Origin of the sequence: Ruegeria atlantica (genome assembly GCF_001458195.1) — a bacterium.
GTDB classification, from domain to species: domain Bacteria; phylum Pseudomonadota; class Alphaproteobacteria; order Rhodobacterales; family Rhodobacteraceae; genus Ruegeria; species Ruegeria atlantica.
Genome location: NZ_CYPU01000072.1, coordinates 143,495 through 168,756, shown reverse-complemented (window position 1 = coordinate 168,756; position 25,262 = coordinate 143,495). Strand labels below are relative to the sequence as shown.

Annotated in this window: 21 protein-coding genes; 9 read left to right on the top strand and 12 right to left on the bottom strand. The window is 58.2% G+C overall.

Features of this window, described 5'->3' with window-relative positions:
- Window positions 1-102 precede the first annotated feature (102 nt).
- Window positions 103-870, top strand: coding sequence for a tRNA pseudouridine(38-40) synthase TruA (truA, locus tag RUA4292_RS21810; protein ID WP_058279499.1), 768 nt, complete (start codon window positions 103-105; stop codon window positions 868-870).
- On the opposite strand, the gene RUA4292_RS21805 is transcribed toward truA, so the two are convergent.
- The 4 genes from RUA4292_RS21805 to RUA4292_RS21790 form a co-directional block, all read right to left on the bottom strand.
- Window positions 867-1,820 carry a nickel/cobalt transporter gene (locus tag RUA4292_RS21805; RefSeq protein ID WP_058279498.1) on the bottom strand — a complete coding sequence of 318 codons (954 nt, stop codon included), beginning with the start codon at window positions 1,818-1,820 and terminating at the stop codon, window positions 867-869. The genes truA and RUA4292_RS21805 overlap by 4 nt on opposite strands.
- Entirely contained in the window at window positions 1,805-2,452 is a 648-nt protein-coding gene (locus RUA4292_RS21800) for a DUF1007 family protein (RefSeq protein ID WP_058279497.1), read from the bottom strand. Before RUA4292_RS21800 ends, RUA4292_RS21805 begins: the two co-directional genes overlap by 16 nt.
- A 74-nt stretch (window positions 2,453-2,526) precedes the next feature.
- Window positions 2,527-3,327, bottom strand: coding sequence for a thioesterase family protein (locus RUA4292_RS21795; protein ID WP_058279545.1), 801 nt, complete (start codon window positions 3,325-3,327; stop codon window positions 2,527-2,529).
- A 14-nt stretch (window positions 3,328-3,341) separates the two neighbouring features.
- The gene (locus tag RUA4292_RS21790) at window positions 3,342-4,577 is read right to left on the bottom strand and encodes an acyl-CoA dehydrogenase family protein (protein WP_058279496.1); all 1,236 of its coding nucleotides are present in this window, start codon (window positions 4,575-4,577) and stop codon (window positions 3,342-3,344) included.
- A gap of 127 nt (window positions 4,578-4,704) precedes the next feature.
- Here RUA4292_RS21790 and RUA4292_RS21785 point away from each other — a divergent pair, with 127 nt between their 5' ends.
- On the top strand, window positions 4,705-5,640 hold the full coding sequence (locus tag RUA4292_RS21785; RefSeq protein WP_058279495.1) for a 2-hydroxyacid dehydrogenase: 936 nt from the start codon (window positions 4,705-4,707) through the stop codon (window positions 5,638-5,640).
- A gap of 7 nt (window positions 5,641-5,647) precedes the next feature.
- Here the strand turns inward: RUA4292_RS21785 and RUA4292_RS21780 are convergent, their stop codons facing one another.
- Complete coding sequence (locus RUA4292_RS21780; RefSeq protein WP_058279494.1) at window positions 5,648-6,004, bottom strand: hypothetical protein; 357 nt, start codon at window positions 6,002-6,004, stop codon at window positions 5,648-5,650.
- Window positions 6,005-6,179: 175 nt separating this feature from the next.
- Between RUA4292_RS21780 and RUA4292_RS21775 the strand changes: the two genes are divergently transcribed.
- The 3 genes from RUA4292_RS21775 to RUA4292_RS21765 all read left to right on the top strand — a co-directional run bounded on the left by RUA4292_RS21775 (window position 6,180) and on the right by RUA4292_RS21765 (window position 8,467).
- Window positions 6,180-7,013 (top strand): bifunctional allantoicase/(S)-ureidoglycine aminohydrolase, encoded by an 834-nt coding sequence (locus tag RUA4292_RS21775; RefSeq protein WP_058279493.1) that lies wholly within the window; start codon window positions 6,180-6,182, stop codon window positions 7,011-7,013.
- A gap of 89 nt (window positions 7,014-7,102) precedes the next feature.
- Window positions 7,103-7,426, top strand: coding sequence for a hypothetical protein (locus tag RUA4292_RS21770; RefSeq protein WP_058279492.1), 324 nt, complete (start codon window positions 7,103-7,105; stop codon window positions 7,424-7,426).
- Between the two features lie 54 nt (window positions 7,427-7,480).
- The gene (locus RUA4292_RS21765; RefSeq protein WP_082637220.1) at window positions 7,481-8,467 is read left to right on the top strand and encodes a type I glyceraldehyde-3-phosphate dehydrogenase; all 987 of its coding nucleotides are present in this window, start codon (window positions 7,481-7,483) and stop codon (window positions 8,465-8,467) included.
- A gap of 94 nt (window positions 8,468-8,561) precedes the next feature.
- On the opposite strand, the gene RUA4292_RS21760 is transcribed toward RUA4292_RS21765, so the two are convergent.
- A complete protein-coding gene (locus RUA4292_RS21760) occupies window positions 8,562-9,050 on the bottom strand; it encodes an ureidoglycolate lyase (RefSeq protein WP_058279490.1) in 489 nt (162 codons plus the stop codon).
- Window positions 9,047-10,465 carry an allantoinase PuuE gene (gene puuE / locus RUA4292_RS21755; protein ID WP_058279544.1) on the bottom strand — a complete coding sequence of 473 codons (1,419 nt, stop codon included), beginning with the start codon at window positions 10,463-10,465 and terminating at the stop codon, window positions 9,047-9,049. Before puuE ends, RUA4292_RS21760 begins: the two co-directional genes overlap by 4 nt.
- Window positions 10,466-10,626: 161 nt before the next feature.
- Between puuE and uraH the strand changes: the two genes are divergently transcribed.
- The gene (uraH, locus tag RUA4292_RS21750; protein ID WP_058273190.1) at window positions 10,627-10,983 is read left to right on the top strand and encodes a hydroxyisourate hydrolase; all 357 of its coding nucleotides are present in this window, start codon (window positions 10,627-10,629) and stop codon (window positions 10,981-10,983) included.
- Window positions 10,984-11,016: 33 nt separating this feature from the next.
- On the opposite strand, the gene RUA4292_RS21745 is transcribed toward uraH, so the two are convergent.
- Window positions 11,017-11,940, bottom strand: coding sequence for a LysR family transcriptional regulator (locus RUA4292_RS21745; RefSeq protein WP_058279543.1), 924 nt, complete (start codon window positions 11,938-11,940; stop codon window positions 11,017-11,019).
- 96 nt (window positions 11,941-12,036) lie between these two features.
- Here RUA4292_RS21745 and RUA4292_RS21740 point away from each other — a divergent pair, with 96 nt between their 5' ends.
- From RUA4292_RS21740 to RUA4292_RS21730, 3 genes are all read left to right on the top strand, one after another.
- On the top strand, window positions 12,037-13,260 hold the full coding sequence (locus RUA4292_RS21740; RefSeq protein ID WP_058279489.1) for a urate hydroxylase PuuD: 1,224 nt from the start codon (window positions 12,037-12,039) through the stop codon (window positions 13,258-13,260).
- Window positions 13,261-13,475: 215 nt separating this feature from the next.
- Window positions 13,476-15,224, top strand: a complete 1,749-nt coding sequence (locus RUA4292_RS21735; protein WP_233493520.1) for an autotransporter assembly complex protein TamA — start codon at window positions 13,476-13,478, stop codon at window positions 15,222-15,224.
- A gap of 38 nt (window positions 15,225-15,262) precedes the next feature.
- Complete coding sequence (locus RUA4292_RS21730) at window positions 15,263-19,300, top strand: translocation/assembly module TamB domain-containing protein (RefSeq protein ID WP_233493519.1); 4,038 nt, start codon at window positions 15,263-15,265, stop codon at window positions 19,298-19,300.
- A 12-nt stretch (window positions 19,301-19,312) separates the two neighbouring features.
- Here the strand turns inward: RUA4292_RS21730 and RUA4292_RS21725 are convergent, their stop codons facing one another.
- From RUA4292_RS21725 to RUA4292_RS21710, 4 genes are all read right to left on the bottom strand, one after another.
- Window positions 19,313-19,834, bottom strand: coding sequence for a thioesterase family protein (locus tag RUA4292_RS21725; RefSeq protein WP_058279487.1), 522 nt, complete (start codon window positions 19,832-19,834; stop codon window positions 19,313-19,315).
- Entirely contained in the window at window positions 19,818-20,624 is an 807-nt protein-coding gene (locus RUA4292_RS21720) for a cyclase family protein (RefSeq protein ID WP_058279486.1), read from the bottom strand. Before RUA4292_RS21720 ends, RUA4292_RS21725 begins: the two co-directional genes overlap by 17 nt.
- A 111-nt stretch (window positions 20,625-20,735) precedes the next feature.
- On the bottom strand, window positions 20,736-23,519 hold the full coding sequence (gene fdhF, locus RUA4292_RS21715; protein WP_058279485.1) for a formate dehydrogenase subunit alpha: 2,784 nt from the start codon (window positions 23,517-23,519) through the stop codon (window positions 20,736-20,738).
- Between the two features lie 13 nt (window positions 23,520-23,532).
- Window positions 23,533-25,236, bottom strand: coding sequence for an NAD(P)H-dependent oxidoreductase subunit E (locus RUA4292_RS21710; RefSeq protein WP_058279484.1), 1,704 nt, complete (start codon window positions 25,234-25,236; stop codon window positions 23,533-23,535).
- Between the last annotated feature and the right edge of the window lie 26 nt (window positions 25,237-25,262).

The following is a 25,262-nucleotide window of genomic DNA, read 5'->3' as shown; positions in this document are numbered from 1 at the left end:
CGCCCCGCTTTTTTCGTTTTTCCCAAGATAGGTAGCGGCTGTCAGACATACCAGCGCTTTCCCACTCTTGCCCGTTGCGGCACGGCGCGTTACCAGCAGCCCATGCCTAGATACGCGCTGAAAGTCGAATACCAGGGGGAACCGTTTGCCGGATGGCAGCGGCAAAAGGAATTGCCGTCTGTTCAAGGGGCAATCGAACAGGCCTTGTCGTGTATTCAACCCGGCGATCACACCATTGCCGCGGCCGGGCGTACAGATGCGGGTGTGCACGCGCTGGGACAGGTTGCGCATTGTGATCTGATCAAGGACTGGGATCCGTTCCGCCTGTCTGAGGCGCTGAACTATCACCTTAAACCGCAGCCTGTTGCCATCGTTAAGGCAGCACGGGTAGACGAGGACTGGCATGCGCGGTTTTCAGCGCTCGAACGGCAATACCTGTTCCGTATCCTGATGCGCCGCGCGCCTGCTACGCATGACGCTGGGCAGGTCTGGCGGATCAACCATCAACTGGATGTGGACGCAATGCAGGCAGGCGCGGATATGCTGATCGGGCGGCATGATTTCACCACGTTCCGGTCTTCGATTTGTCAGGCTGCAAGCCCGGTCAAAACCCTGGATGAGCTGCGGGTCGAACAGGTTGAAGGCTTTTCCGGACCAGAGGTTCATTTTCACGTTCGCGCCCGGTCTTTCCTGCACAACCAAGTGCGCAGCTTTGTTGGAACGCTTGAACGTGTCGGTGCCGGAACATGGTCGCCCGAAGATGTACGGGATGCTTTGGAGGCCACAGACCGCGCCGCTTGCGGGCCGGTGTGTCCGCCGCAAGGGCTGTATCTGGCGCGGGTCGGGTACCCGGAGCCCGTGTTCGATTAAATCGCGCGCAACAGCAGACCGCTTGCAATCACGGCAATCAGCAGCCCCGCCACCAGTTCAATCGTCGGAGCCAGAACCGAGGCAAATCGCGTCGCCGAGGCTGAGGCCAGCAGCCCTCCGCGCAGTCCGAACGAAGTCCACCCGACCAAGGTCGTGACGGTCGCTGTCCCCAGCGCCATTGCGAAAGCACCGGCAATGCCAACCATTGCGATGCCCATCTGCCAGGTTAGGATCAGCACAAACAGCGCTCCGGTACAGGGACGTGCGGCAATCCCAGCGATCAGTACCACAGCTTCACGCAGGCTGCCAACTTGGGCCACTTCGTCGGCGGTGGGACCGTGGCGATGCCCGCAATCTGCGCAGACGCCATGGTCATGGTCGTGATGTTTGTGGTCCTCGTCGTGCGGGTGGTGATGGTCGTGTGTGTGCTCGTGATGATGCGCTTTTTCGCTGCGATGACGTCGCGCGAAACTGCGAATGGATCGAAAGATCAGCCACAAACCAATCGCCGCAATAGCACCATAGCTGATCGGAGCCATGACCCGTTCGGTGGTATCGACAAGGCTTGCCCGGGACATCTGGAACACCAGTACCCCGGCATAGACCAGAACAACCGCAGTGACTGCCTGCCCCAGGCTGGACAACAAGCTGATTGCAGACAAACGCAGGAACGCCACGTTGCGTCCCAACCCATAGCCGCCAATCAAAACCTTGCCGTGACCAGGGCCGATGGCATGGAAAAAGCCGTAGGCAAAACAGACCGTCAGCAGTGTTGCAACGGCCTCGGGCTGTTCCGCGCGGGCTGCGCGTAGGGAACGTGCGATCTGATTTTGGAACTCGCGCTGCTCACCCGCAGCCCATGCGGCCAAGTGGTCAAAGCCACCGCTGCCCCAGAACCACAGCAGCAAACCAATGGAGATGGCGACAGGAATAATCAGGTACTTGGACATGAAAGGCGGATCTCGGACGCAAAGTTTTCCCCAACCAGCGGGATATCGTTTTCTTCAAGGTCATAGTCGGCATCCAGGGTCTGAAGGAACGCCTGCATCTGCGCCAGTTGCCCGTCGATATCCGCGTCAATCCGGCTGATCTCACAAGAGGTGGGTCCGGATACCGATACAGGGCGGGTCACTTCATAAGCCGTGTAATAGGATTCATCGTATGCTTTGGCGACGACCGCGGTTGCCGGCACTCCGCCGCCTTCCACCGCGCGGAGGTGGGTTGTCACGATACGGCCATCCTCGGTGGTCGCTTTGGCCTCCATCGGCCCTGACAAATCGACCGGCGCGCCATCGGCGAACACCACGAGATCGCCATTATATCCTTCGACCCACTGGGCATCAAAGCCGGACAGAAACTTTTCTTCGCTCTCGGTCAGAATGCCATCAGAATCCTGATCCAGCTTCATATCTTCAAGCTGAAACAAAGAGAAAAGCTCATCATACGCCCAAGTTACCCTGACATGGGTCAACTGGCCGCTGTCGTCCACAATGAACTCCAACCCGGTATCGATAAAGACATGTGGGTGGGCCAATGCCGGAACCGGCAGGCAACAGGAGAAAAGGGTAATGAGCCATCGCATAGGCAAAAGATAGGGGCTTGGCCCGTGCCCGGCAACGTGTTTCGGCGGGCCTATGCAGGAACTGGCCAAACCAATCACTTCGGCGGGAACAAAACCAGTGTCTGCAACGCTGTTCCAACCGGGCCTTCGGTGTCGAACAGAACCGATTGCGACATCCCTATTCCTGACGATTGCCAATGAGATACGGACTGCGAGGCCAACCAGTCCGATTTGGGTTCACGATGAATCTGCACCGTCAGGTCGGTGTTCATGAACCCCATCTCAGACGTCGGTGCATTCCACGAGATCCCGTTGCCACAATCCGCCAGCGGGCATAGCGCCTGAATCGGCGATTGCGCCTCGCCCTCCAACAGCTTCGGGGTGCGCATCCAGATTGTCTTTGGACCGGCTTTCTGGTTGCCACCCTTGGGGTAGAGAATGTCCGAATGGTTTGCGAACCCCGGCAAGTCGTGACGCGTTTCGCCAATCGGAAACGGGCCCGTCACCGCGTCCTCAAAGCCGGGTGTCGCAAGCGAGACGTTGGAAACCGCCCCCAAATCGCGACGCACCATATGCATCGTGGTGGCCGTAGCGCATAGTGTATCGTCCAGATCGTGCACAGTGACGCGGGTTGTGGCCAGCGTCTTGGTGTGTCGCGTCGTCTCCGCCGCCACACGCAGACCTGTCAGCGGCAGAGGGCGCAGCAAGTCCACGGTCAGCCGTGTCAGCATCTTTTCCGGCCCAACCTCTGTTTCAGCTGAACGAACGATCAGCCCCGCGACCGGGCCCGCATGACAATGATCCGCAGACCACGGCCCGCGTGCGGGATCATTGCCGACAAAAGCGCCGTCAGCCCGAACGTGGAAATAGGCCTGTTCCTTCAGATCCGGTTTCAACACCACCTAAAACCTCAGACTTTTTCCTGCGTGTGCTTTTTCAACTCGGCCCGCGCCACCTGACGGCGGTGTACCGCATCAGGCCCATCGGCCAACCGCAAAGTACGCACATGGGTCCAGGCCGTCGCCAGCGGCGTGTCCTGACTGACCCCCTGCCCGCCGAACATCTGAACGGCCTCATCGATGACTTTGAGTGCGACTCGCGGGGCGACGACCTTGATCTGGCTGATCCAGGGTGCCGCTGCACGGGCATCGCCTTGATCCATGTACCAGGCAGCCTTCAGGCACAGCAAGCGCGCCATTTCAATCTCCATCCGGCATTCGGCAATGATATCGAAATTGGCCCCGAGTTGCGCCAGTTTCTTGCCGAAGGCTTCGCGCTGCAGCGACCGTTTGCACATCTGTTCCAGCGCCGATTCAGCCTGCCCAATTGCGCGCATACAATGGTGGATACGACCGGGCCCGAGACGGCCTTGCGCGATCTCGAACCCGCGGCCTTCGCCCAACAGGATGCTCTCAGCTGGCACCCGGACGTTGGTAAAGCGGATATGCATGTGGCCGTGCGGGGCATCATCGTGGCCGTAAACCTGCATTGGGCGCAGAACCTCGATCCCCGGTGCATCAGCAGGCACAACAATCATCGACTGCCGCTTGTGTTTGGGTTGCTCGTCGCCTGCCGTCTTGACCATGACGATATAGACCTTGCACCGTGGATCACCCGCCCCCGATGACCACCATTTTTCTCCGTTCAGAACAAAATCATCCCCATCTTGCAAACAGGACATCGACACGTTCGTGGCATCCGATGACGCCACATCCGGTTCCGTCATTAAATACGCGGACCGGATATCGCCGTTCAGCAGGGGTTTCAGCCACTGCTCTTTCATCTGGTCCGTGCCGTAGCGCTCGAACACTTCCATATTACCGGTATCGGGGGCCGAACAGTTGAACACCTCGGCCCCAAGGGGAGTTTTGCCCATCTCTTCGGCGAAGTAAGCATACTCGACTGTGGTCAAACCAAAGCCCTTGTCGCTGTCGGTCAGCCAGAAGTTCCATAATCCGGCAGCCTTAGCCTTGGCTTTCAACCCTTCCAGGATTTCCGCCTGACGTTCGGTGTATTTCCAGCGGTCGCCCTTATCGATTTCGGCCTGGTATTCTTCTTCCAGCGGCATGATCTCATCCCGGATCATATCTGCCACACGTTGCAGCAGCGCGCGATTTTCTTCGCGCAGACCGAATGACATGTTCATGAGCTTTCCTCCTCAGGCCCAAAGAGCGGGCTTTACCTTTGAACAGAGAATGACTTAGCTGCCGATAGAATGTCTAGCTGCGTGACGGAACGTCAACTCAATCAAAATGAAATTGCGAGGGTGATTCATGGCGCTACTGATCGAAACCGGTCTGACCGACTGGATAAGCGATGATGACATCGCCAAAACGATCCGAAACATAAACCCCGGCGCGGATGTGCGAACCCGGGAAACGATTGGAGATGCAAGCGAAATCACCATGGTCGCTGTTGTCGGCCTGAACAACGACCACCCCAAACGGCTGCCGAACCTGCAACTGGTCCAGAAACTGGGCGCAGGCGTTGAAACGATTGTTGGCAACCCGAGCCTGCCCGATCACGTCCGTATCGCACGACTCAAGCCCGATGCGCCGGCGCAAGGTATTGCCGAGTGGTTCGTCGCCTATGTCCTTCACCACCAACGGAATATGGCCTTTCACGAAGCCGCCCAGCGCAAGGCAGAATGGGTACCCAAAGCGCCGGTATTCACGCCGGACACCGTAGTGGGCGTTCTGGGTCTGGGCCATATCGGCGCCCGCAGCGCCAGAATGCTGCGCGCCATCGGTTTTCAGGTCATGGGATGGAGCCGATCCCCGAAAAAGATCGAGGGTGTCACCTGCCTGCACGGTCTGGATTCGTTGCCGACGTTGCTAGGCCAATGCGACCACGTTTGCGCCATTCTGCCGTCCACGCCGCAAACTGTCGGCTTGTTCGATGCGCAGATGCTGGCCGCCATGAAGCCCGGCAGTCAGCTGTTGAACGCAGGGCGTGGTGATCTGATTGACGAAAATGCGCTGATCGAAGCCTTGGACCGTGGAACGCCCGGCCACGCCGTTCTGGACGTAACCAGTACAGAACCCTTACCGCCAGACAGTCCGCTCTGGGTACACCCCGGTGTCACAATCACTCCGCATGTTTCTGGCTGGCACTTAGGTGAAGCATTGGCCGACGTTGCCGAGAATTTCCAACGGTTGTCCGCAGGAAAGCCCTTACTGCACGAAGTCGACCGCACACGCGGCTACTGAGTCGAAATCAGGGCGTCAGAACCCAGTTCCCGCCGGCGTCCCGGCAGTTGCGGGTTCTGACTTCGCGCGATTGTTCGGCCCCGGCGGGCACAATGAAATGCTGAAGATGTACGCAATTGTCCCGAACCTCGCGCACCCGAACAGTGCCTTTTGATCCGGTATCATCGTTCGACCAAGTGCGTTCAGTTCCGACCTGAGGCATTCCATCTGTCAACATCGCGTTGGTCGTGGCGTTGACGACACTATAGTCCTCGGGGCTCAAACCCATTTCTGCGATGATTCTCGAAAGTGGCTTGGCCTGTGCCAGTGAAACCGCGCCGATCACAACGGCTGCTGCAAAAAAAGGTGAAATCCAGGCTTTCATGATCTTCTCGCCTTGCTGAAATAAGTTTGGTCACAAGACTATACCGCTGGGTAACGGGGGCCAAGCCCCGCTGGCTGACCTTCAAATAATACCGAACAAACCTATCGCGACTCGGGTGCTAGGACCGCCGCGCCAATCGTCTCATAGTGCCTCAAACACGAACCAGAGGCATGAAATGGCACAGCCCACCTATTACGCGCCCACAGGCGGACACCCCGGACAAGACCAACTGTTGACCGACCGCGCCATGTTTACCGACGCCTATGCGGTTATCCCCAAAGGCACCATGCGCGACATCGTAACCAGCAACCTGCCGTTCTGGGAAGGCACCCGGCTTTGGGTCCTGTCCCGCCCCCTCAGCGGATTTGCCGAGACGTTTTCGCAGTACATCATGGAAGTCCAGCCCGGTGGCGGCAGCGACCACCCAGAAACAGACGCCAAGGCGCAGGGTGTTCTCTTTGTGGTCGAAGGCGAGGTGACCCTGACGTTAGGTGGCACTGAGCATGTCCTCGATACTGGCGGTTATGCCTATATCCCGTCCGGATCGGATTGGACCCTGCACAACCGCGCCGAAAAAACCGCCCGATTTCACTGGGTTCGCAAAGCCTATGAAGCCGTTCCCGGCCTGCCTGTACCAGATCCGATCATCACCAACGAACGTGATTTATCCCCCGTCGAGATGCCCGGCACCGAGGGGCGCTGGTCCACAACCCGCTTCACAGATCCGCAGGATCTGCGTCATGACATGCATGTCAATATCGTCAATTTCGAACCCGGCGGCGTGATTCCCTTTGCCGAAACCCATGTCATGGAACACGGTTTGTACGTGCTGGAAGGCAAGGCCGTCTATCGGCTGAACCAGGATTGGGTCGAGGTAGAGGCCGGCGATTACATGTGGTTGCGCGCCTTCTGCCCGCAGGCCTGCTATGCGGGTGGGCCTGGGCGCTTTCGCTATCTGCTTTACAAGGATGTGAACCGGCACATGCCGTTGACACTGTCCAAACGCTAGGCTTTTAAACGCCTTATTTCGGCCAGGGGTTCACAGAAGCCTGTGAATCTGGTGAAATAACAGCGGTTTTTAGCACTGGAGATTGTTCAATGGTACTGCGTGTAACGATACTGGCACTGGCAGCTGCAATTGGTTTGACGGCATTTGATGCAACACCTGTCGCCGCGAAGGAAGAAACAAAACAGGTTTCTGTCATGAGCCGTACCTGGGCGGTGACACAGGTCTCGGACGCTCCGGTCGTGTACCGTGCGACGCGCGACAACAACAACCTGAACCCCTTTGGCCCGCCGCCGCGCTTGCGCACCATTCAGGCCATAGCCGCCTTTCAGCAAGCGACTGGGTGCAGTCCGATCGTGGCCAGCATGTACCAGAACATTTCGGGCCAGTTCTTTTCGCAGGTTAGTTGCAACTGACCATAGGTCACAACGGGCATTGAGCTATTGGCAGCGCGCTGCCATAGCTTGCGCATGAAACTTGCAATCAACGGATTCGGCCGTATTGGCCGCACAATCCTGCGGCAGCTGCTGGCTTTGCCGCAAGATACGGATATTGAGCTGGTTCTGATCAACGACATCGCCCCGCTTGAGACCTGCGCCTACCTGTTCAAATATGACAGCACCTTTGGCCCCTACGCCGGAGCAGTAGAACAGGGCGACGCGGCGATCGTCGTCGATGGGCGCGCAATCCCAATGACACACAGCCCCAATCTGGCACATGTCGATCTGTCCGGTGTCGACGTTCTGATGGATTGCACTGGCGTTGCTCGCACCTCGGATGTGGCCAGTCAGGGCCTGACCGCCGGGGCCCGCAAGGTGCTGATCTCTGGCCCCTCGCCCGCGACCGAAATCACTATTGTTCTGGGTGCCAACGAAGATCAGTTGGGCAATGCTCGCATCGTGTCCAACGCGTCTTGCACAACCAACGGGCTTGCACCCTTGGTCAAAGTGCTGGACCAGATTGGCGGGATTGCGTCAGCCCATATGACAACAATACACTGCTATACGAACAGCCAGCCTATGGTGGACGCGCCACGCGGCGATTTGGCCCGTTCGCGCGCGGGCGCGCTGTCTATGGTGCCGACCACGTCAAGCGCCACTCATCTGATAGACGAAGTCATGCCGCATTTGGCTGGCCGCATCTCGGGCGCTGCTGTTCGGGTCCCGACGGCCAGTGTATCCGCCATTGATCTGGTGGTGACGCTGGATCGCGGTATGTCGCATGAGTTGTTCGAAGCCGAACTGCGCGCGGCCGTCCAGACATCGCCTGTGCTGGGCTGGACCGATTCCCCTCTGGTCTCGTCAGACCTGCGTACACGCCCAGAGTCACTGGTTATCGCAGGACCCGAGACACGCATGGTCGGAGAACATCAGGTCCGTGTTTTCGGCTGGTATGACAATGAATGGGGATTTTCGGCACGCATGTTGGATGTTGCCCGCCTTATGACAGATGGCTGAATTTGCGCGGGCGCAGCGGGCGGGCTTGCCCGCGCGCTGCTTGGCCCAACGGTTCACAAGCATCTTTGATGCGCATTGAACGAGCGGGAGCTCCCTATCCGCCTATGATCTCAAACGAGGTGTCAAACCAAAACTCCTCCAGATTAGCCCCCCCACCAATCCGATCGATCACAGCGAATAAGCCGGGCCCGTGCAATGGGGTCAGCACCCCATGCCATGTGCCGGGAAAATAGTTCACACCCTGTCCCGGATTGGTCACAAATGCCTGCGGATGTCCGGGCCGCCCGCCCTCATCCGGGGCCACGACAACCAGAAAAGGCTGATGTGTCATTGGGATGAACGCCTGACTGCCCTCGGGGTGACGCTCAACCATATCCAGTTGATAGGGCAAGCATCGTGGGTTGGCGTTAAACAGGCTGATCCCGGCGCGTCCGTCTGTGAAATCCAGTCGTGCCAGATCATGGTAGCGACCACATTGCCCCTGATTGATGATCTTGTCCGGATCACCGGTCACTTCGATGACATCACCAAACGGGGCAAATGCCTTGGCCGTCAAAGGCGTAGTCCCGACTTGCGCGCTCATGAGGGTAAAATGTCCTGCAACCGGAATTCGGCGATCCGCTCGACCTGACGGCAAGCCTCTGCGAATTCGGTGTCCTTATCCTGATCAATCCGCCGTTGAAACGCATGAAGGATAGACGTTTTGTCGTGATCACGCACGGCGATGATAAACGGAAAACCGAACTTCTCGGTGTATTTCTGGTTCAAGCCCGTGAACATCGCACGCTCATCATCTGTAAGAGCATCCAACCCTGCCGAAGCCTGCTCGGACGTGCTTTCTTGCGTCAGCCGTTTTGCCTGCGCCAATTTTCCGGCCAGATCCGGGTGCGCGGTCAGGACACCCATCCTTTCGTCCGCAGAGGCGGAGCGGAACATGCGGGTCAGTGCATTGTGCAGCCCACCTGCCGTGTCATTGGCCGGTCCCAATTCCAGCTCATACGCCCGTTCGGCAATCCAGGCGGAATGCTCGAAGATGCCGCCATACGTCGCGACAAACGCGTCCCGATCCATCTGAGCAGGCTTCGGATGCGGCACCGCCGGATGGTGTTCCGCCCAGTGTTCGGCGATCTGCAACCGTGTCGCAAACCAGACATCGGAAAAGCCGCGCGCGTATTCCAGGAAACGTTTCAACGCCATCACCCGGCCAGGTCGTCCGATCAGGCGGCAGTGCAAGCCGATCGACAGCATCTTGGGCGCTCCACCCTCGCCTTCGGCGTATAGCGCATCAAAGCTGTCTTTCAGGTAGGAATAGAACTGGTCACCCGCATTGAATCCCTGCGGCGTGGCAAAGCGCATATCGTTGCAATCCAACGTGTAGGGTACGATCAACTGATCCCGCCCACCCGCTTGCACCCAATAGGGCAAGTCGTCCGCATATGTATCGGCCACATAGGCAAATCCGCCCTCTTCTGCCACCAACTGAACAGTATTCTCGGAACAGCGCCCTGTGTACCAACCACGCGGGCGTTCTCCGACGACCTCGGTGTGAAGACGGATAGCCTCGGCAATTTGTGCGCGTTCTTCATCCGCTGGCATGTCTTTATGTTCGACCCATTTCAGACCATGGCTGGCAATCTCCCACCCCGCTGCCTTCATCGCGGCCATTTGATCTGGCGAGCGAGCCAAAGCTGATGCAACGCCATAGACTGTTATTGGCAGGTCCTGCATCAACCGGTGCAGTCGCCAGAACCCAGCGCGAGAGCCGTACTCATAGATCGACTCCATGTTCCAATGGCGCTGGTCCGGCCATTGGGCGGCCCCCACGATTTCGGACAGAAACGCCTCGGACGCGGCATCGCCGTGCAGCACGCAATTTTCACCGCCCTCTTCGTAGTTCAGTACGATCTGAACGGCCAGCTTCGCGCCGCCCGGCCATTTGGCATCTGGCGGGTTGGCACCATATCCGATCATGTCACGAGGATAGCGAGAGGGCTGCATGGCATCTTCCATTCTTGATCTTTTGAATAGCCTTACCCCAGAAACACGTCGATGATTATCAAATCAATCCGAACGCTGTTTCCGGTTCTTTCGGCATTTCCACTGTTTCAAACTTTGCGTCAGACTGTGACAAAGCAAAAGACAAATCAAAGGAGAGACCCGTGGCTGGCTATCTGACGACCCATGTTCTGGACACTGCACGCGGCTGCCCGGCTGAAGGATTGAAAATCGCACTCTATCGGGTGTCGGGGAATTCCCATCGCAAAATCGCCGAGATGGAGACCAATTCGGACGGGCGCACTGACAGCCCAATCTTGCCACAAGACTCTTTCAAAACTGGTACTTACGAGCTGGTTTTCTTCGCAGGAGACTATCTGCGCGCATCTGGCCAGGCTGCTGATGACCCGCTGTTTCTGGATCAGGTGCCGCTCCGGTTTGGCATGTCTGATGCCGAGGCACACTATCACGTGCCTCTGCTGCTGTCCCCTTACGGCTATTCAACCTACCGGGGCAGTTGAACCGCGGGATGGGGTTGCCGCTAAACGGCAGCTCTATGTGTTAGCAGTTTCCGCCCCACGCACGACCTTGCCGATCCGCGCAATCATGAAATCCATGAACAAACGCGCCTTGGGGTCCTGATGGCGGCGATGTGTGTATAGGCAGGCCATTTGAACAGATACCGGCGGCGTTTCGACCGCAACGGGGACTAGACGCCCCGAACTGAGGTGTTCGGCCACTTCAAAAACTGGTTTCATTGCGATCCCCTGCCCCGACAGCGCCCAGTCAGTCAGCACGTCACCGTCGTCACATTCGAACCGGCCAGAGACTGCGAACCGCTTGGGGCCGTCAGGTGTCTCTAACTGCCACTGAAACTCGGTCGCACCTGGAAACCTCAGGTTCAGGCATTCATGGCGCTGCGACACCAGGTCCGCGCCCGTCGCCGGCATGCCCCTGCGTTCAACATAGGCCGGAGCGGCACAAAGCACGCGCTGGCAGTCGGCGATCTTTCGAATACGCAGAGTACTGTCTTCGGGTTGGCCGATGAAAAAGGCCAGGTCCAGACCTTCGGTCGTCAGATCAACGGATCTGTCCGTCAACCGCAAGCGCACGTCGATCTCAGGATATTCCGCAAGAAAATCAGGCACATGCGGCGCCAAAACCCTGCGACCGACCCCTAGTGGAGCAGCCACAAACAACGATCCCCGCGGGGCCTCGGTCAGATGGACGACCTGCGCTTCGGCATCGTCCACCGCATCCAGAACGGCCACAGCACCGGGATAGAATGCCCGCCCCTGCTCTGTCGGGCTCAGGTTGCGCGTCGTTCTTTGAAACAGGCGCACGCCCAGATGATCTTCAAGCTGAGATATCCGCGCCGACGTCACCGCAGGCGAGATTCGCAGGTCTCGCCCAGCAGCGGACATGCTGCCAAGGTCATAAACCCTGACAAAGGTACGGATGTTGTCTAGATAGGACATCTTTTCGTTTTTTTTGATACAGTTTGACAATATCAGGGAATACCGAAGAAAGTGCCCTTTGCCTAGTGTGACGGCAACCAATCGGAGAGCTTTCTCATGTACGACTTCGCCGTGTTCTGGGACTGGATGGCTTTTGCCGTGCGCTGGCTGCACGTTATTACCGCCATTGCCTGGATCGGATCCTCATTTTATTTCATCGCACTGGACCTTGGTCTGAACCGCGACATCCCCGGCCCGGCGGATGGCGAGGAATGGCAAGTACATGGCGGCGGCTTTTACCACATTCAGAAATACCTAGTTGCGCCCGAACGGATGCCGGAACACCTGGTTTGGTTCAAATGGGAAAGCTACGCGACCTGGCTCAGCGGGGCCGGGTTGCTGATGATCGTGTACTGGGTGGGCGGAGAGCTTTATCTGATCGACGCACAAAAAGCCGATCTGGCGCTGTGGCAAGGCATTCTGATTTCGGCCGCCTCGCTGACTGTCGGTTGGCTGATCTATGATTTCCTATGCAAATCGGGTTTGGGTGAACGTCCTACCCTGCTGATGGTGCTGCTGTTTGTGCTGCTGGTTGTTATGGGCTGGGGATATAATCAGGTGTTTACCGGTCGTGCGATGATGCTGCATCTGGGGGCATTCACGGCCACGATCATGACAGCCAACGTGTTTTTCATTATCATGCCGAACCAACGCATCGTGGTAGACGATCTGAAGAACGGCCGTACACCTGACCCAAAGTACGGCAAAATCGCCAAGCTGCGCTCGACGCATAACAACTACCTGACGTTGCCGGTGGTGTTTCTTATGTTGTCGAACCACTACCCGCTGGCCTTTGCGACAGAATACAACTGGATCATCGCGGCTCTGGTCTTCCTGATGGGCGTGACCATCCGACACTACTTCAACACGCGCCACGCTCGGGCAGGCGATCCAACCTGGACATGGCTGGTCACTGCGTTGCTGTTCATCGCAATCATGTGGTTGTCTACTGCCCCTATGTACAAACCTCTGGAAGAGGCCGAAGCACAGCCACTGACATCGTTTGAACAGAAATATGCTGCCGCCGATGGCTTTGAAGAGGCCCATGACGTCGTTCTTGGACGCTGTTCGATGTGCCACGCACGCGAACCGGTGTGGGAGGGCATTTTGTGGGCGCCAAAGGGCGTATTGCTGGAAACTGAAGGCGACATTGCCCGCAACGCCCAGCAAATCTATCTGCAGGCGGGGGTCAGCCATGCGATGCCCCCCGCAAACGTCACCTACATGGAGCCCGAGGACCGAGAAGCAATCATCCGCTGGTTTCGCAACGCAGGTTCCTGATCCCGAGACCGATCAATCACACAGGTCGCAAAATTCAGGCGACGCTGGATTTAGTCTTTTCCTGCAAGGACTCTGATGCTCTAACATGAATGTAATCAGCCGTTGCTTTGAAAAAAACGGCAAATGTGATTTCGAGTTGGGGCAGTTGGAGCTATCAGATGCCGGGGAGCAGGCCGCGCGCCTTTTTAAAGAGATGCCTTCTCGGCGCGATTGCAATGACCCTGCCGACCGCGTTGGCCGCGCTGGAAACCACCTTAACAGCTCCGGGTGCTTCAAAAGGGCTTATCGAGCGGATGGAGGAAACCTCCTCAGTTGCGACGGCCGAATCTCGCGGGCTGGACACGCCGCTTGAGATCTTGTCGGCGGCGCTTTCGGATTATCGCACTCTCGTCCAAATTCTTTATGACGAAGGGTATTTCAGCCCAGTCGTAAGCATCAAACTGGACGGAAAAGAAGCAGCTGAGATCAGCTCGCTCAGCGTACCAGCGCAGATCAATAGCGCGGTAATCACGGTCAACACCGGCCCCAAGTTCACCTTTGGCAAAGCCATCGTACAACCGATAACGCCCGAAACAGTTCTGCCCGAGGAGTTTGCGGTCGGCAAACTTGCAACCACCGGCGCAATCCAACAAGCCGCGTCAGCTGGCGTGCAGGGTTGGCGCAACGCGGGTCATGCCAAGGCCGAAGTCGAAGGCCAGAAAGTCATTGCCCGCCATGCCGAGGCCAAGCTGGATGCCGAGGTCGACCTTACCCCCGGCCCGCGCCTGAGATTTGGCAAAATGATCATCAAGGGCGACACCGATGTGCGCCACCGGTCAATAGAAAAGATCGCCGGGTTTCCGGCAGGCGAAGTATATTCGCCCGAGAAAATCCAGAAGGTCGGCACACGGTTGCGGCGGACGGGGACCTTCAACGTTGTTTCGATTGAAGAGAGGGCCACTCCGAACCCGGACGGCACATTGGATTTCGACGCGACGTTTGAAGATTTACCCAAGCGCCGACTGACCTTTGGCGCCGAGATCGCGTCGCGCGACGGGGTAGACGTGACCGCGACCTGGACGCATCGCAACGTATTCCGGCGTGCCGAACGCCTGCGGTTCGAGGCGGCAGTCCGTAATATCGGCGGTGCCGAGGATATCGACGGCCGGATCGGCTTGCGTCTGGATCAGCCCGACCGGCTTGGTCCCGATGACAACACTTTCTGGAACGCGCTTCTGGAACGGCGCAACACAGAAAACTACAATGTCACCGTTGCGTCGCTGGCCTACGGTGCCCGGCGCACGTTCTCTGATCGGCTATATGCCGAAGCCTCAGCCGGGTTTCAGTGGTCCAGCGCGGACGACGCCTATGGCGATGACCGCAGGTTCCGATATTTCATCCTTCCCTTGCGTTCGGAATGGGACGAGCGCGACAGTAAGGTCAGCGCAACGCGCGGCTTTTATCTGGACGCGCAGATTACGCCCTTTGCTGGTCTGTCCGAAACCGAAAGCGGCATACGCATGTTTTTTGATGGACGCGGCTATACCAGCCTCGGCACCGGCGGACGGCTGGTTCTGGCCGGTCGCGTACAGCTGGGATCAGTGCTCGGGCCGTCGCCGGACGGTGTAACACCAGACTTCCTGTTTTTCTCGGGCGGTGCCGGAACGGTTCGGGGTCAACCTTACGAGAGTCTTGGCATCCCTGTCGGCACCGGGATCGCAGGCGGCAAATCTTTCCTTGGTCTTTCCGCCGAGGTGCGCGGCAAAGTCACCGAAGCCATATCTCTGGTCGGGTTTTATGACTACGGTACGGTGGACACATCCTCATTCATCGGCAGCGGTGCAGAATATCACGCAGGTGCCGGGCTTGGCGTTCGGTATGATCTGGGCGGATTTGGTCCGTTGCGGCTGGATCTTGCCGTTCCGGTGCAGGGTGACACGGGCGACGGATTGCAGTTTTACATCGGGATCGGACAGGCATTTTGATTGGACGTCGCGCATATCCGTTATTGATTTCGGGGCTGATGCTGTCTGCCCCTCTGCCACTTGCCGCTCAGGAGGAAGGCGGCAGTATGCTGGAGAACTTCCTGCAGGATACGCTCTCTGGCGACGACCAAAACGTGACCGTTAAGGGCCTGCAAGGCGCGCTGAGCGCGCGCGCGACGATTGAAGAGATCACAGTTGCCGATGATGAAGGTGTTTGGCTGACCATCAAGGACGCCGAACTCGACTGGAACCGTCTGGCGCTGATCCGCGGCCGATTTTCGGTCAACTCACTGACCGCGCAGGAAATCGACATTGCCCGTGCGCCGGGCACAACGACCAAGGAAGAACCACCTGCTTCAGCGGAAACGCAACCATTTCAACTGCCTGAACTGCCGGTTTCCATCGAAATCAGTGAAATTCGAGTGGATGAACTGTCTCTTGGTGAGCCGCTGATCGGTGTTGCCGCTGATCTGAGCGTGACAGGCAACCTGTCGTTGGCAGATGGGGCGCTGGACACCAATCTGGATGTGACCCGGCTGGACCGCGCAGGGGATGAAATCAAGCTAGCGGCTGGTTTCCAGAACTCAACAAGTGAGATCAACCTGGATTTACAAGTGAACGAAGCCTCTGGTGGTCTGATTTCAACCGCGCTGAACATCCCTGACAGCCCACCGATCGGCCTGACAGCCAAGGGCGCGGGCCCGCTGTCGGATTTCACCGCCGATATTGGGCTGAGCAGCGACAACCAGATGCGCGTCACTGGGCATGTTCAGCTGCAGGCGGCCGAGGGCAGCGCAGCGAACGGCATTGCGTTCACCGCTGATCTGAACGGCGATCTGACACCCTTTCTGGCGGAGGACGTCGATCCGTTCTTCGGCCCAAAATCACGGCTTTATGTGGACGGCCAGACCAAGCCAGAAGGCGCGATGGACATCTCGGATCTGGAACTCACCACGCAGGCGCTGGATCTGAAAGGTGAATTGCAACTGGCTGAAGGCGGCACTCTGCAACTGGCCGCCCTGCAAGGGCGCATCACCCCGCCAGACGGGGAAGCCGTCGTTCTACCGGTAGCAGGAGGCGACACATCGCTCAAGGCGGCACAAATTTCGGCCCTGTTTGACCGCCAGAACGGCAATCTTTGGGATCTGAGCCTGACGGCCAACGAATTCGCGTCCCCGCAGGCCAAGCTGGGTGATGTCCGGATCACCGCACAAGGCACCCTGGATCAGGGCGAGGTTCTGACTGTCGACGGCGACGTTCAAATTGCGGTCGGCGGAATAGACATGGCCGACGACGCGCTGACCACGGCTTTGGGCGATCGCATCACACTTGATGGCCAGTTCGACTATAGCAGCGACCAGTCACTGAACCTGTCTGCGTTCGAGCTTGTGGGCTCTGACTACACGCTGGCGCTGGACGCGCTGATTTCCGGACTGACCAGCGGTTTGAGCGTTGACGGAACAGCCAAGCTGGACGCAACTGACCTGTCGCGTTTTTCGGACCTTGCCAAGCTGGATCTTGGCGGACAGGTCTCGGCCAGCGTGACCGGAAAAGGTTCACCGCTGGAACGCAGCTTTGACGGCAAAGTCGTCGTCATGGGCCGCGACTTGTCTACTGGCCGTGACGATATCGACCCGGTTATCACCGGAGAGACCACGATCACTCTGGACGCAAGCCGCGGCACCAACGGCATAACTATCCGTGAATTCGATCTAGACAGTGAGGCCGCCAAAGCTGTGGCCAGCGGTGTTGTGACGACGCCCGACGGCAACCTGACCATTGATGGGCAGGCCCGGGTCAACGCATCGGATTTGTCGGTCTTCTCTGGCTTGGCGAAACGCGACCTTGGCGGTTCCTTACAGGCGACCGTGAACGGTACAGGCACGGTACAAACGCTGGAATTTGACGGCATGGCCAGCGTGACAGGTCAGAACATCAAGACTGGTATGGCCGATATCGACCCTCTGCTGACCGGCAGAACCGAGATCGAATGGGACGGCGCCAGAACCGCAGACAGTATCGACATCCGCAGCGCCTCGGTGAATGGCCGCGCCCTGAGCGCACAGGTTCAAGCGACCGTAGACGACCCCACCGGAGATCTGTCGGCAGATGGCCAAGCGCAATTGAATGTCCCGGACTTGTCCCTGTTTTCCCGGTTGGCGGGGCGAGATCTAGCTGGTTCGATCGCAGCAAACGTGCAAGGCAACGGTACCCTGTCCACCCGGGCATTCGATGTTCAAGGCAACCTCGATGCCAACAACATCCAAACCGGCATTGAGGCCGTGGACAAACTGATTCAGGGCCAGACGACCCTGTCCGTAGATGCCCAGAATGGGGAAGATGGCCTTAGCATTGAAACGTTCCGCCTGAACGGCACGGCCATCACCACAACGGCTTCGGGTAAGTTGGACCGTCAAGCGGGCGGGCTGGATTTCACGGTCAAATTGGACGATCTGGCGCGGGTGTTGAACACGATGTCCGGTCCACTGACATTGGATGGAAACGTTGCCCCGTCATCCAAGGGCGTGGAAGGCACGGTCAACCTGAATGGCCCCGACAGCTCATACGCCAAGCTAGCCGGGACGGTGGACAGCGATGGGTCGGCGGATCTGGACTTTGACGCCAAGTTCAACCGGATCGAGCGTTTTGTACCTGAGTTTCCGGGTACAGTGGCCGCCAATGGAAGCGCTAAGCGCAACAAGGGTGTTTGGACAATCGACGCCCAAGCCGACGGGCCTGCGGAGATTAGCGGCAAAGTCTCTGGTACCTTCGACGAAAGCACCGGAGAAGCGGACATGAAAGCCGTTGGCGGCGTCAATCTTGGCATTGCCAATATCTTTATCACGCCCAACAAGATCGACGGCAGCGCTCGCTATGACCTGACCCTGTCGGGCAAACCCGCACTGGAATCCCTGTCCGGGTCGATCACCACATCAGGTACGTCGCTGGCAATTCCCGGCGCGGGACAGACGATTACCGGCATCAGCGGATCGGTTCAACTTGCAAATAGCCGCGCCACGATTTCTCTGAGTGGCGGACCACGGGCAGGCGGCAATTTTACCGTCAGTGGACCTGTAGACCTTTCACCACCATTCAATGCCAATATCACGACCGCCCTCAACAGTCTCGTACTGACCGATCAGTTGCTGTATGAAACCACGCTGAACGGACAAATTGCTATGACCGGGGCGCTGGCGGGTAACAGCTCGATCGCTGGACAGATCACGTTTGGCGAAACCAATATCAACCTAGCGGCCGCATCAGGTGCCGTGGGAGCGGCCCCTATCCCAGACATCGTTCACGTGAATGAAAGCGGGTCAGGCTATGTGACCCGTGAACGCGCGGGCCTCGTCCAGAAGGAAGACGGCAATAAAAGCAATTCTCGTATCGCCCTGGATGTCAGTCTTTTGGCACCCAAGGCCGTGTTTGTCCGCGGGCGTGGCGTCAACGCTGAGCTGGGTGGAAGAATAAACATCGGCGGTACCACGTCCTCGGTCATCCCATCGGGTCAGATTGAACTGATCCGTGGTAACTTTGACATTCTGGGGCGCAGGCTGGCCCTGACCAAGGGCATTGTGACGCTACAAGGGGACCTGACGCCCTATATCGAGTTCGAATCCTCAACCAGCACCTCTGATGGTACGGCAACGATCGAGATCGCCGGACCACTGGACTCGCCCGAGGTCAACGTCTTTTCCGACCCCGAGCGTCCGGCCGAGGAAGCGCTGGCAATGCTGTTGTTCGGCAATCGCTTCTCAGAGTTGTCACCGTTCGTAATCGCTCAGATGGCGGCCTCGCTGGCGCAACTCAGCGGCGCTGGCGGAGACGCGACCAAAGGCCTGCGCGAGTCAACAGGCGTCGATACCGTGGACATCGGCGTGTCCGAAGGTGGCGCGGGCCGGCTCGGCGCCGGGGCGTATCTGAGCGACAACCTTTACACCGATTTCACCGTCAACACCGAAGGCGATACCGAGGTGAATCTGAACTTGGATGTCACCGACAGTTTCACCGTGAAAGGCACTGTAGATGGCCGGGGTGAGACCGGTGTTGGGGTCTTCTTTTCGCGCGACTACTAAGCAGGCCTCAGTTCACTTTCTGCGGATGCCGATCGGGAGGCCGACCTCTGGGGCCGGGTCGATCGCCGCATGATCCCTCACCATGCTATGAAGACGCGCGACGGCCCAGTCCGGATAGGGAACCGACCGGCCGGTCGTATGGCTGACATTCATGAACAACGCTTCCTGAGTGGCGCAGATAGCACCGTCTTTTTCAGACACCATCTGCGCAAAATAGTGGCCACGTTTGTGATCTGCGTCCAGCATCCGAAACCGGATGCTGAAGGCCTCACCTTCCAGTACTTCGCGTAGGAAATTCATGTGGGATTGCAAAATGTAAGGTCCCTGCCCCATCGCATTGACCTGCGCCTCACCCAGCCCAAGGTGATCCACCATCAACAGCTCCAGCGCATTGTCGAAGGCGACGCCGTAATAGCCCACGTTCATGTGACCGTTATAGTCGATCCACTCGGCGCGCGCCTTGAACCCGCGGAAGACAAGCGGGGCATCATAGGGCCCGTCATGTCCGGCCAGCGCTTCAGACGTCAATTGCATCAAGTGCTCCTTCTTGGGTCTCAAAGATCGCAACCGCGCGGATGAATCCAGCTGAAGCCCCTTTGATCTTGAACGGGAAACAGGAAATCTCGAACCCAGTCGGCGGCAAGGTTTCAAGGTTCGTCAGTTTTTCCATGTGACAATAGCCAACCTCCATCGAGGCCCGGTGCCCTTCCCATATAATCGATGCATCTTGCGTTTCAGCATATTCCTGCGCGGTCAATGGAAACGGTGCGTCCCAACTCCAGGCGTCAGTTCCTGTCACGCGAACCCCGCGTTTGGTCAAATACAGCGTTGCTTCGCGCCCTATGCCGCATCCTTTGGCCAGATAGTCCGGATGCCCATAACGCGTGCCAGCCGAGGTATTCACGACGACGATATCCAGCGGCTGCAATTCGTGACCAATCCGTTTCAATTCGGCTTCGACATCGGCAGCGGTCGCCACATAACCATCGTCGAAATGGCGAAAATCCAGTTTCACGCCGGGGTTCATGCACCATTCCAGCGGCACCTCGTCGATGGTGATCGCCCTCTCACCTTTGTTCATGGTCGAATGGTGATGGTAAGGCGCGTCCAGATGGGTGCCATTGTGCGTGGCGATCTGAAGGCGTTCGATGGCCCAGCCCTCACCGCCGGGCAGGTCATCTTTCTGCAGGCCCGGAAAAAAGGACATGACTTGTTCGGCGGTCTGGTCATGGGCCAGATATTCGATTTCGGGTAACATGATCGGCGGATCCGACACGATGCCGGTTTCCAACGGAACTGACAGATCGACGAAGCGGCGCGCCATGTAAAACTCCTCCACCAAGAACGGTGACAGGGTTGGCCGCAGGTAAGCTGCTGTCAAGGAAAGAAAAAGGCGACCCAATGGGCCGCCTTTCCAAGACTGTATGTGACGGATTCACTCGGCCGCGATGGCGTCTTCGATCTTTTCGACGCGAATGGCCGAGAACTTGAACTCGGGGATCTTGCCGTAAGGGTCGATGGCCGAGTTGGTCAGAATGTTCGCCGCCGCCTCGACATAGGCGAACGGGATGAACACCATATCTTCGGCGATCGCCCGGTCGGCTCGAACCATGATCTCGATCGAGCCACGCCGCGTGGTGAGACGGATAATTTCGCCCGGCTCAATCCCCATCAGTTTCAGCTGGCGCGGGTTCATCGAACAGTTTGCTTCCGGTTCCACAGCATCCAGAACGTTGGACCGGCGAGTCATCGACCCGGTGTGCCAGTGTTCCAGCTGACGGCCGGTTGTGGCAATCATCGGGTATTCCTCATCCGGCGCTTCATCCGGCGGGATGACACTGGCCGGGGTGAACTTGGCCCGTCCGTCTGTCCGCGGGAAGCCATCACCGAACACGATCGCCTGTCCCGGATCGGTTTCACTGAGCGACGGATAGGTGATTGTCTCGGTCTCAAGCCGCTCCCAGGTGATGTTGTCGAGTGACGCCATGGTCAGCTTCATCTCATCAAACACCTGGCTTACATCGGTGTAATCCCAGTTCAGCCCGATGCGCTGCGCAAGCTCAACGGTGATTTTCCAGTCCTCACGCGCCTCACCCGGAGGTGCCACAGCCGGACGCACACGCTGAACCTGACGGTTGGTGTTCGACACGGTGCCGTTCTTTTCATACAACGCCGAGGCAGGCAGGATGATGTCGGCATAGTTGGCCGTTTCGGTCAGGAAGATATCCTGCACGATCATCAGCTCCAACTTTGCCAAAGCTTCCCGTGCGTGACCAACATCAGGGTCGGACATAGCCGGGTTTTCACCCTGAATATACATGCCCTTGATGTTACCCGCGTAGGCCTGATCAATGATCTCGGTGACGGTCAGGCCCTTCTCGTTAGAGAAGTCGTCCGAGTTCCAGACGTTGTTGAATTTGGCCCGAATGCCGTCATCCATAACCGACTGATAATCTGGCAGGAACATCGGGATCAGACCCGCGTCAGACGCGCCCTGCACGTTGTTCTGGCCACGCAGCGGGTGCAGACCCGCGCCGGGTTTACCAACATTGCCGGTCATCAATGCCAGCGAGATCAGGCAGCGCGAGTTATCGGTGCCGTGAATGTGCTGACTGACGCCCATACCCCAGAAGATCAGACCAGCCTTAGCCTGCGCGAAGGTACGCGCGACACGGCGCAGCTGTTCTGACTCAATGCCACAAATGGGCGCCATTGCCTCGGGCGTGAAGGCGCGCAGATGCTCTTTTTCGGCTTCCCAGTTCTCGGTCCAGCGGTGGATGTACTGGCTGTCGTACAGTTCCTCTTCGACGATCACGTTCATGATCGCGTTGAGCATCGAAACATCGGCACCGGGGCGGAACTGCAGCATTTCGTCTGCGAACTTGCGCATACCGACGCCGCGCGGGTCCATCACGATCAGCTTGCCACCGCGCTTGGTGAACTGCTTGAAGTAGGTTGCCGCCACGGGGTGGTTTTCGATTGGGTTGGCCCCGATGATGATAACCACATCCGAGTTCTCGACCTCGTTAAAGGTGGCCGTCACCGCGCCTGAGCCCACGTTCTCGATCAGCGCCGCCACGGACGAGGCATGGCACAGACGGGTGCAGTGGTCGACGTTGTTGTGCTTGAAGCCCTGACGAATGAACTTCTGGAAAAGATAAGCTTCTTCGTTGGTGCATTTGGCCGAACCAAAGCCAGCAACGTTGCGCGGATCTTCATCACGCAGCGCCTTCAGCTTGGTGGCCGCCAGATCCATTGCCTCTTCCCAAGTCGCCTCGCGGAAATGAGTGCCCAGATTGCCCGGATCGACATTCAACCCTTTTGCAGGCGCATCCTCACGCCGGATCAGCGGTTTGGTCAGGCGGTGTGGGTGGTGGATATAGTCGAAACCAAAGCGGCCTTTGACGCATAAGCGGCCTTCGTTGGCCGGGCCGTTGATGCCCTCGACATACTTGACCTTGCCGTCCTTGACCTTCAGCGAGACTTTGCAGCCGACGCCGCAGAACGGGCAGACGCTTTCGGTCTCGGAATCGTAGTCTTTGCTGTCGCCCTGCTGCTTTTCGTCCAACACAGTGGCTGGCATCAACGCACCGGTCGGGCAGGCTTGAACACATTCACCACAGGCGACACAGGTCGAATCCCCCATCGGGTCGTTCTGGTCAAACACCACCTGCGCGGTGTGTCCGCGACCGGCCATGCCGATCACGTCATTCACCTGCACGTCGCGACAAGCACGGACACAGAGGTTGCAGTTGATGCAAGCGTCCAGATTGACGCGCATCGCAACGTGGCTGTCATCCAGCAGAGGGATCTTCTCGGCCTCTTTCGCCGGGAAGCGCCTGTCGCTGACATCGTTCAGCTTGGCCATCTCCCAGAAGTGGCTAGATTTATCGTGCGCCTCTTCGGGTTGGTCGGCGACCAGCAATTCCATGACCATGGCGCGCGATTTCTCGGCCCGGTCGCTATCGGTTATTACCACCATTCCGTCCGCAACCGGACGGATGCACGAGGCGACCAGAGTGCGCTCGCCCTCCACCTCGACCATACAGGCGCGACAGTTGCCATCCGGTTTATAGCCGAGTTGAGGCTTGTGACATAAGTGCGGGATCGTGAACCCCTGCCCCTTGGCGGCTTCCCAGATGGTCCAGCCCTCGGGCACGGTGACATCATCGCCGTTCAGGTTGAAGGTGACGGTCTTGGTTGGGCTTGCATCAAGCATGGCTCTGTCTCCCTCAGATTTCGTCAGCAAAGTGTTTCATGACCAGACGGATCGGGTTCGGGGCCGCCTGCCCCAGACCGCAGATCGAGGCATCGCCCATGACCTGGCACAGATCTTCCAGAAGATCCTGATCCCACTTGTCAGCCTGCATCAGCTTCACAGCCTTTTCGCAGCCCGCCCGGCAAGGTGTGCACTGCCCACAGCTTTCATCTTCGAAGAAGCGCAGCATGTTCAGCGCTGCATCGCGTGCGGTGTCCTGATCGGACAGAACCACCACAGCGGCGGATCCGATAAAGGTGCCATGTGGCTGCAGCGTGTCAAAATCCAATGGGATATCGTCCATCGACGCAGGCAGCAGACCCGAGGATGGACCACCCGGCTGATACGCTTTGAAGATCTGACCTTCGATCATGCCGCCAGCGGCCTCAATCACGTCCAATATGGTCGAACCCGCAGGCAGCAGGTAAACACCCGGCTTGGTCACCCGCCCCGAGATTGAATAGCTGCGCAGGCCCTTGCGACCATTTTTTTCGACAGAGTTCAGAATCTGCGGCCCTTCGCGGCAGATCTTCGAGACCCAATACAGCGTCTCGACATTGTGCACCAAGGTCGGACGATTAAAGACCCCAACCTGCGCCACAAACGGAGGACGGTGGCGCGGCAGGCCCTTCTTACCCTCGATCGACTCGATCATCGCGGATTCTTCACCGCAGATGTAAGCACCAGCACCCCGGCGCAGGTCAATGTAACCCTTTTCGACGATCCCGGCCTCTTCCAACGCGGCAATCTCGCGGGCGAGGATTTCCAGCACCGCCGGGTATTCGTCACGCATGTAGATGAAGCACGTCTCTGCCTCGACCGCCCAAGCAGCGATCAGCATACCCTCAAGGAAAACATGCGGCGCACGCTCTAGATAATAACGGTCTTTGAAAGTACCGGGTTCGCCCTCGTCACCGTTCACGGCCAGATAGCGGGTGCCTTCGTTCATGCGTACAAAGCCCCATTTCTTGCCGGACGGGAAGCCAGCACCACCCAAACCGCGCAGGCCTGAGGACAAAACGTCTTCTTGTACTTTCTCCCAGTCGCCGCTCTCGCGCAGCTCTTTCAGCTTGGCGTAGCCACCGTTTGCCTCATAGGCGGCGAAGGTTTCGTAATCGGGCAGATGGGCGTGAGTATCACCAGCGGCAATTGCGGCCTGCACCTTTTCAGGGGTCGCATGGTCGATGTGGTTGTGGCCAATCTCAAGCACCGGGGCCGTATCGCAACGCCCCATGCAGGGCGCGCGCACCACACGCACTTCGGGTTCATCCAAGCCATCTTCCAGTGCCTTCTGCAACTGCTGGGCACCGGCCATTTCGCAGGACAGAGAATCACAGACACGGATCGTCAGCGCGGGCGGAGGCACCTCGCCTTCTTTCACCACGTCGAAATGGGCATAAAACGTCGCGGTCTCGTAGATCTCGGCCTGACCGATCCGCATCTCAACCGCCAGCGCGGCGATATGGTCGGCGCTGATATGGCCGTGCTCATCCTGGATCAAATGCAGGAATTCGATCAACAGATCGCGACGACGCGGGCGGTCGCCCAGCAGGCGCGCGATCTCGGCCTGCGCCTCATCCGTGAATTGACGGCCTTTGGGCGTGTGCCGCCCTTTGCCTTTACCTGACTTCCAGACGCCCTTGGGTGCGCCTGATGGCTTGGTATCTAATGGTGCCATGATGCCCTCCGATTAAGGCCCCGTAT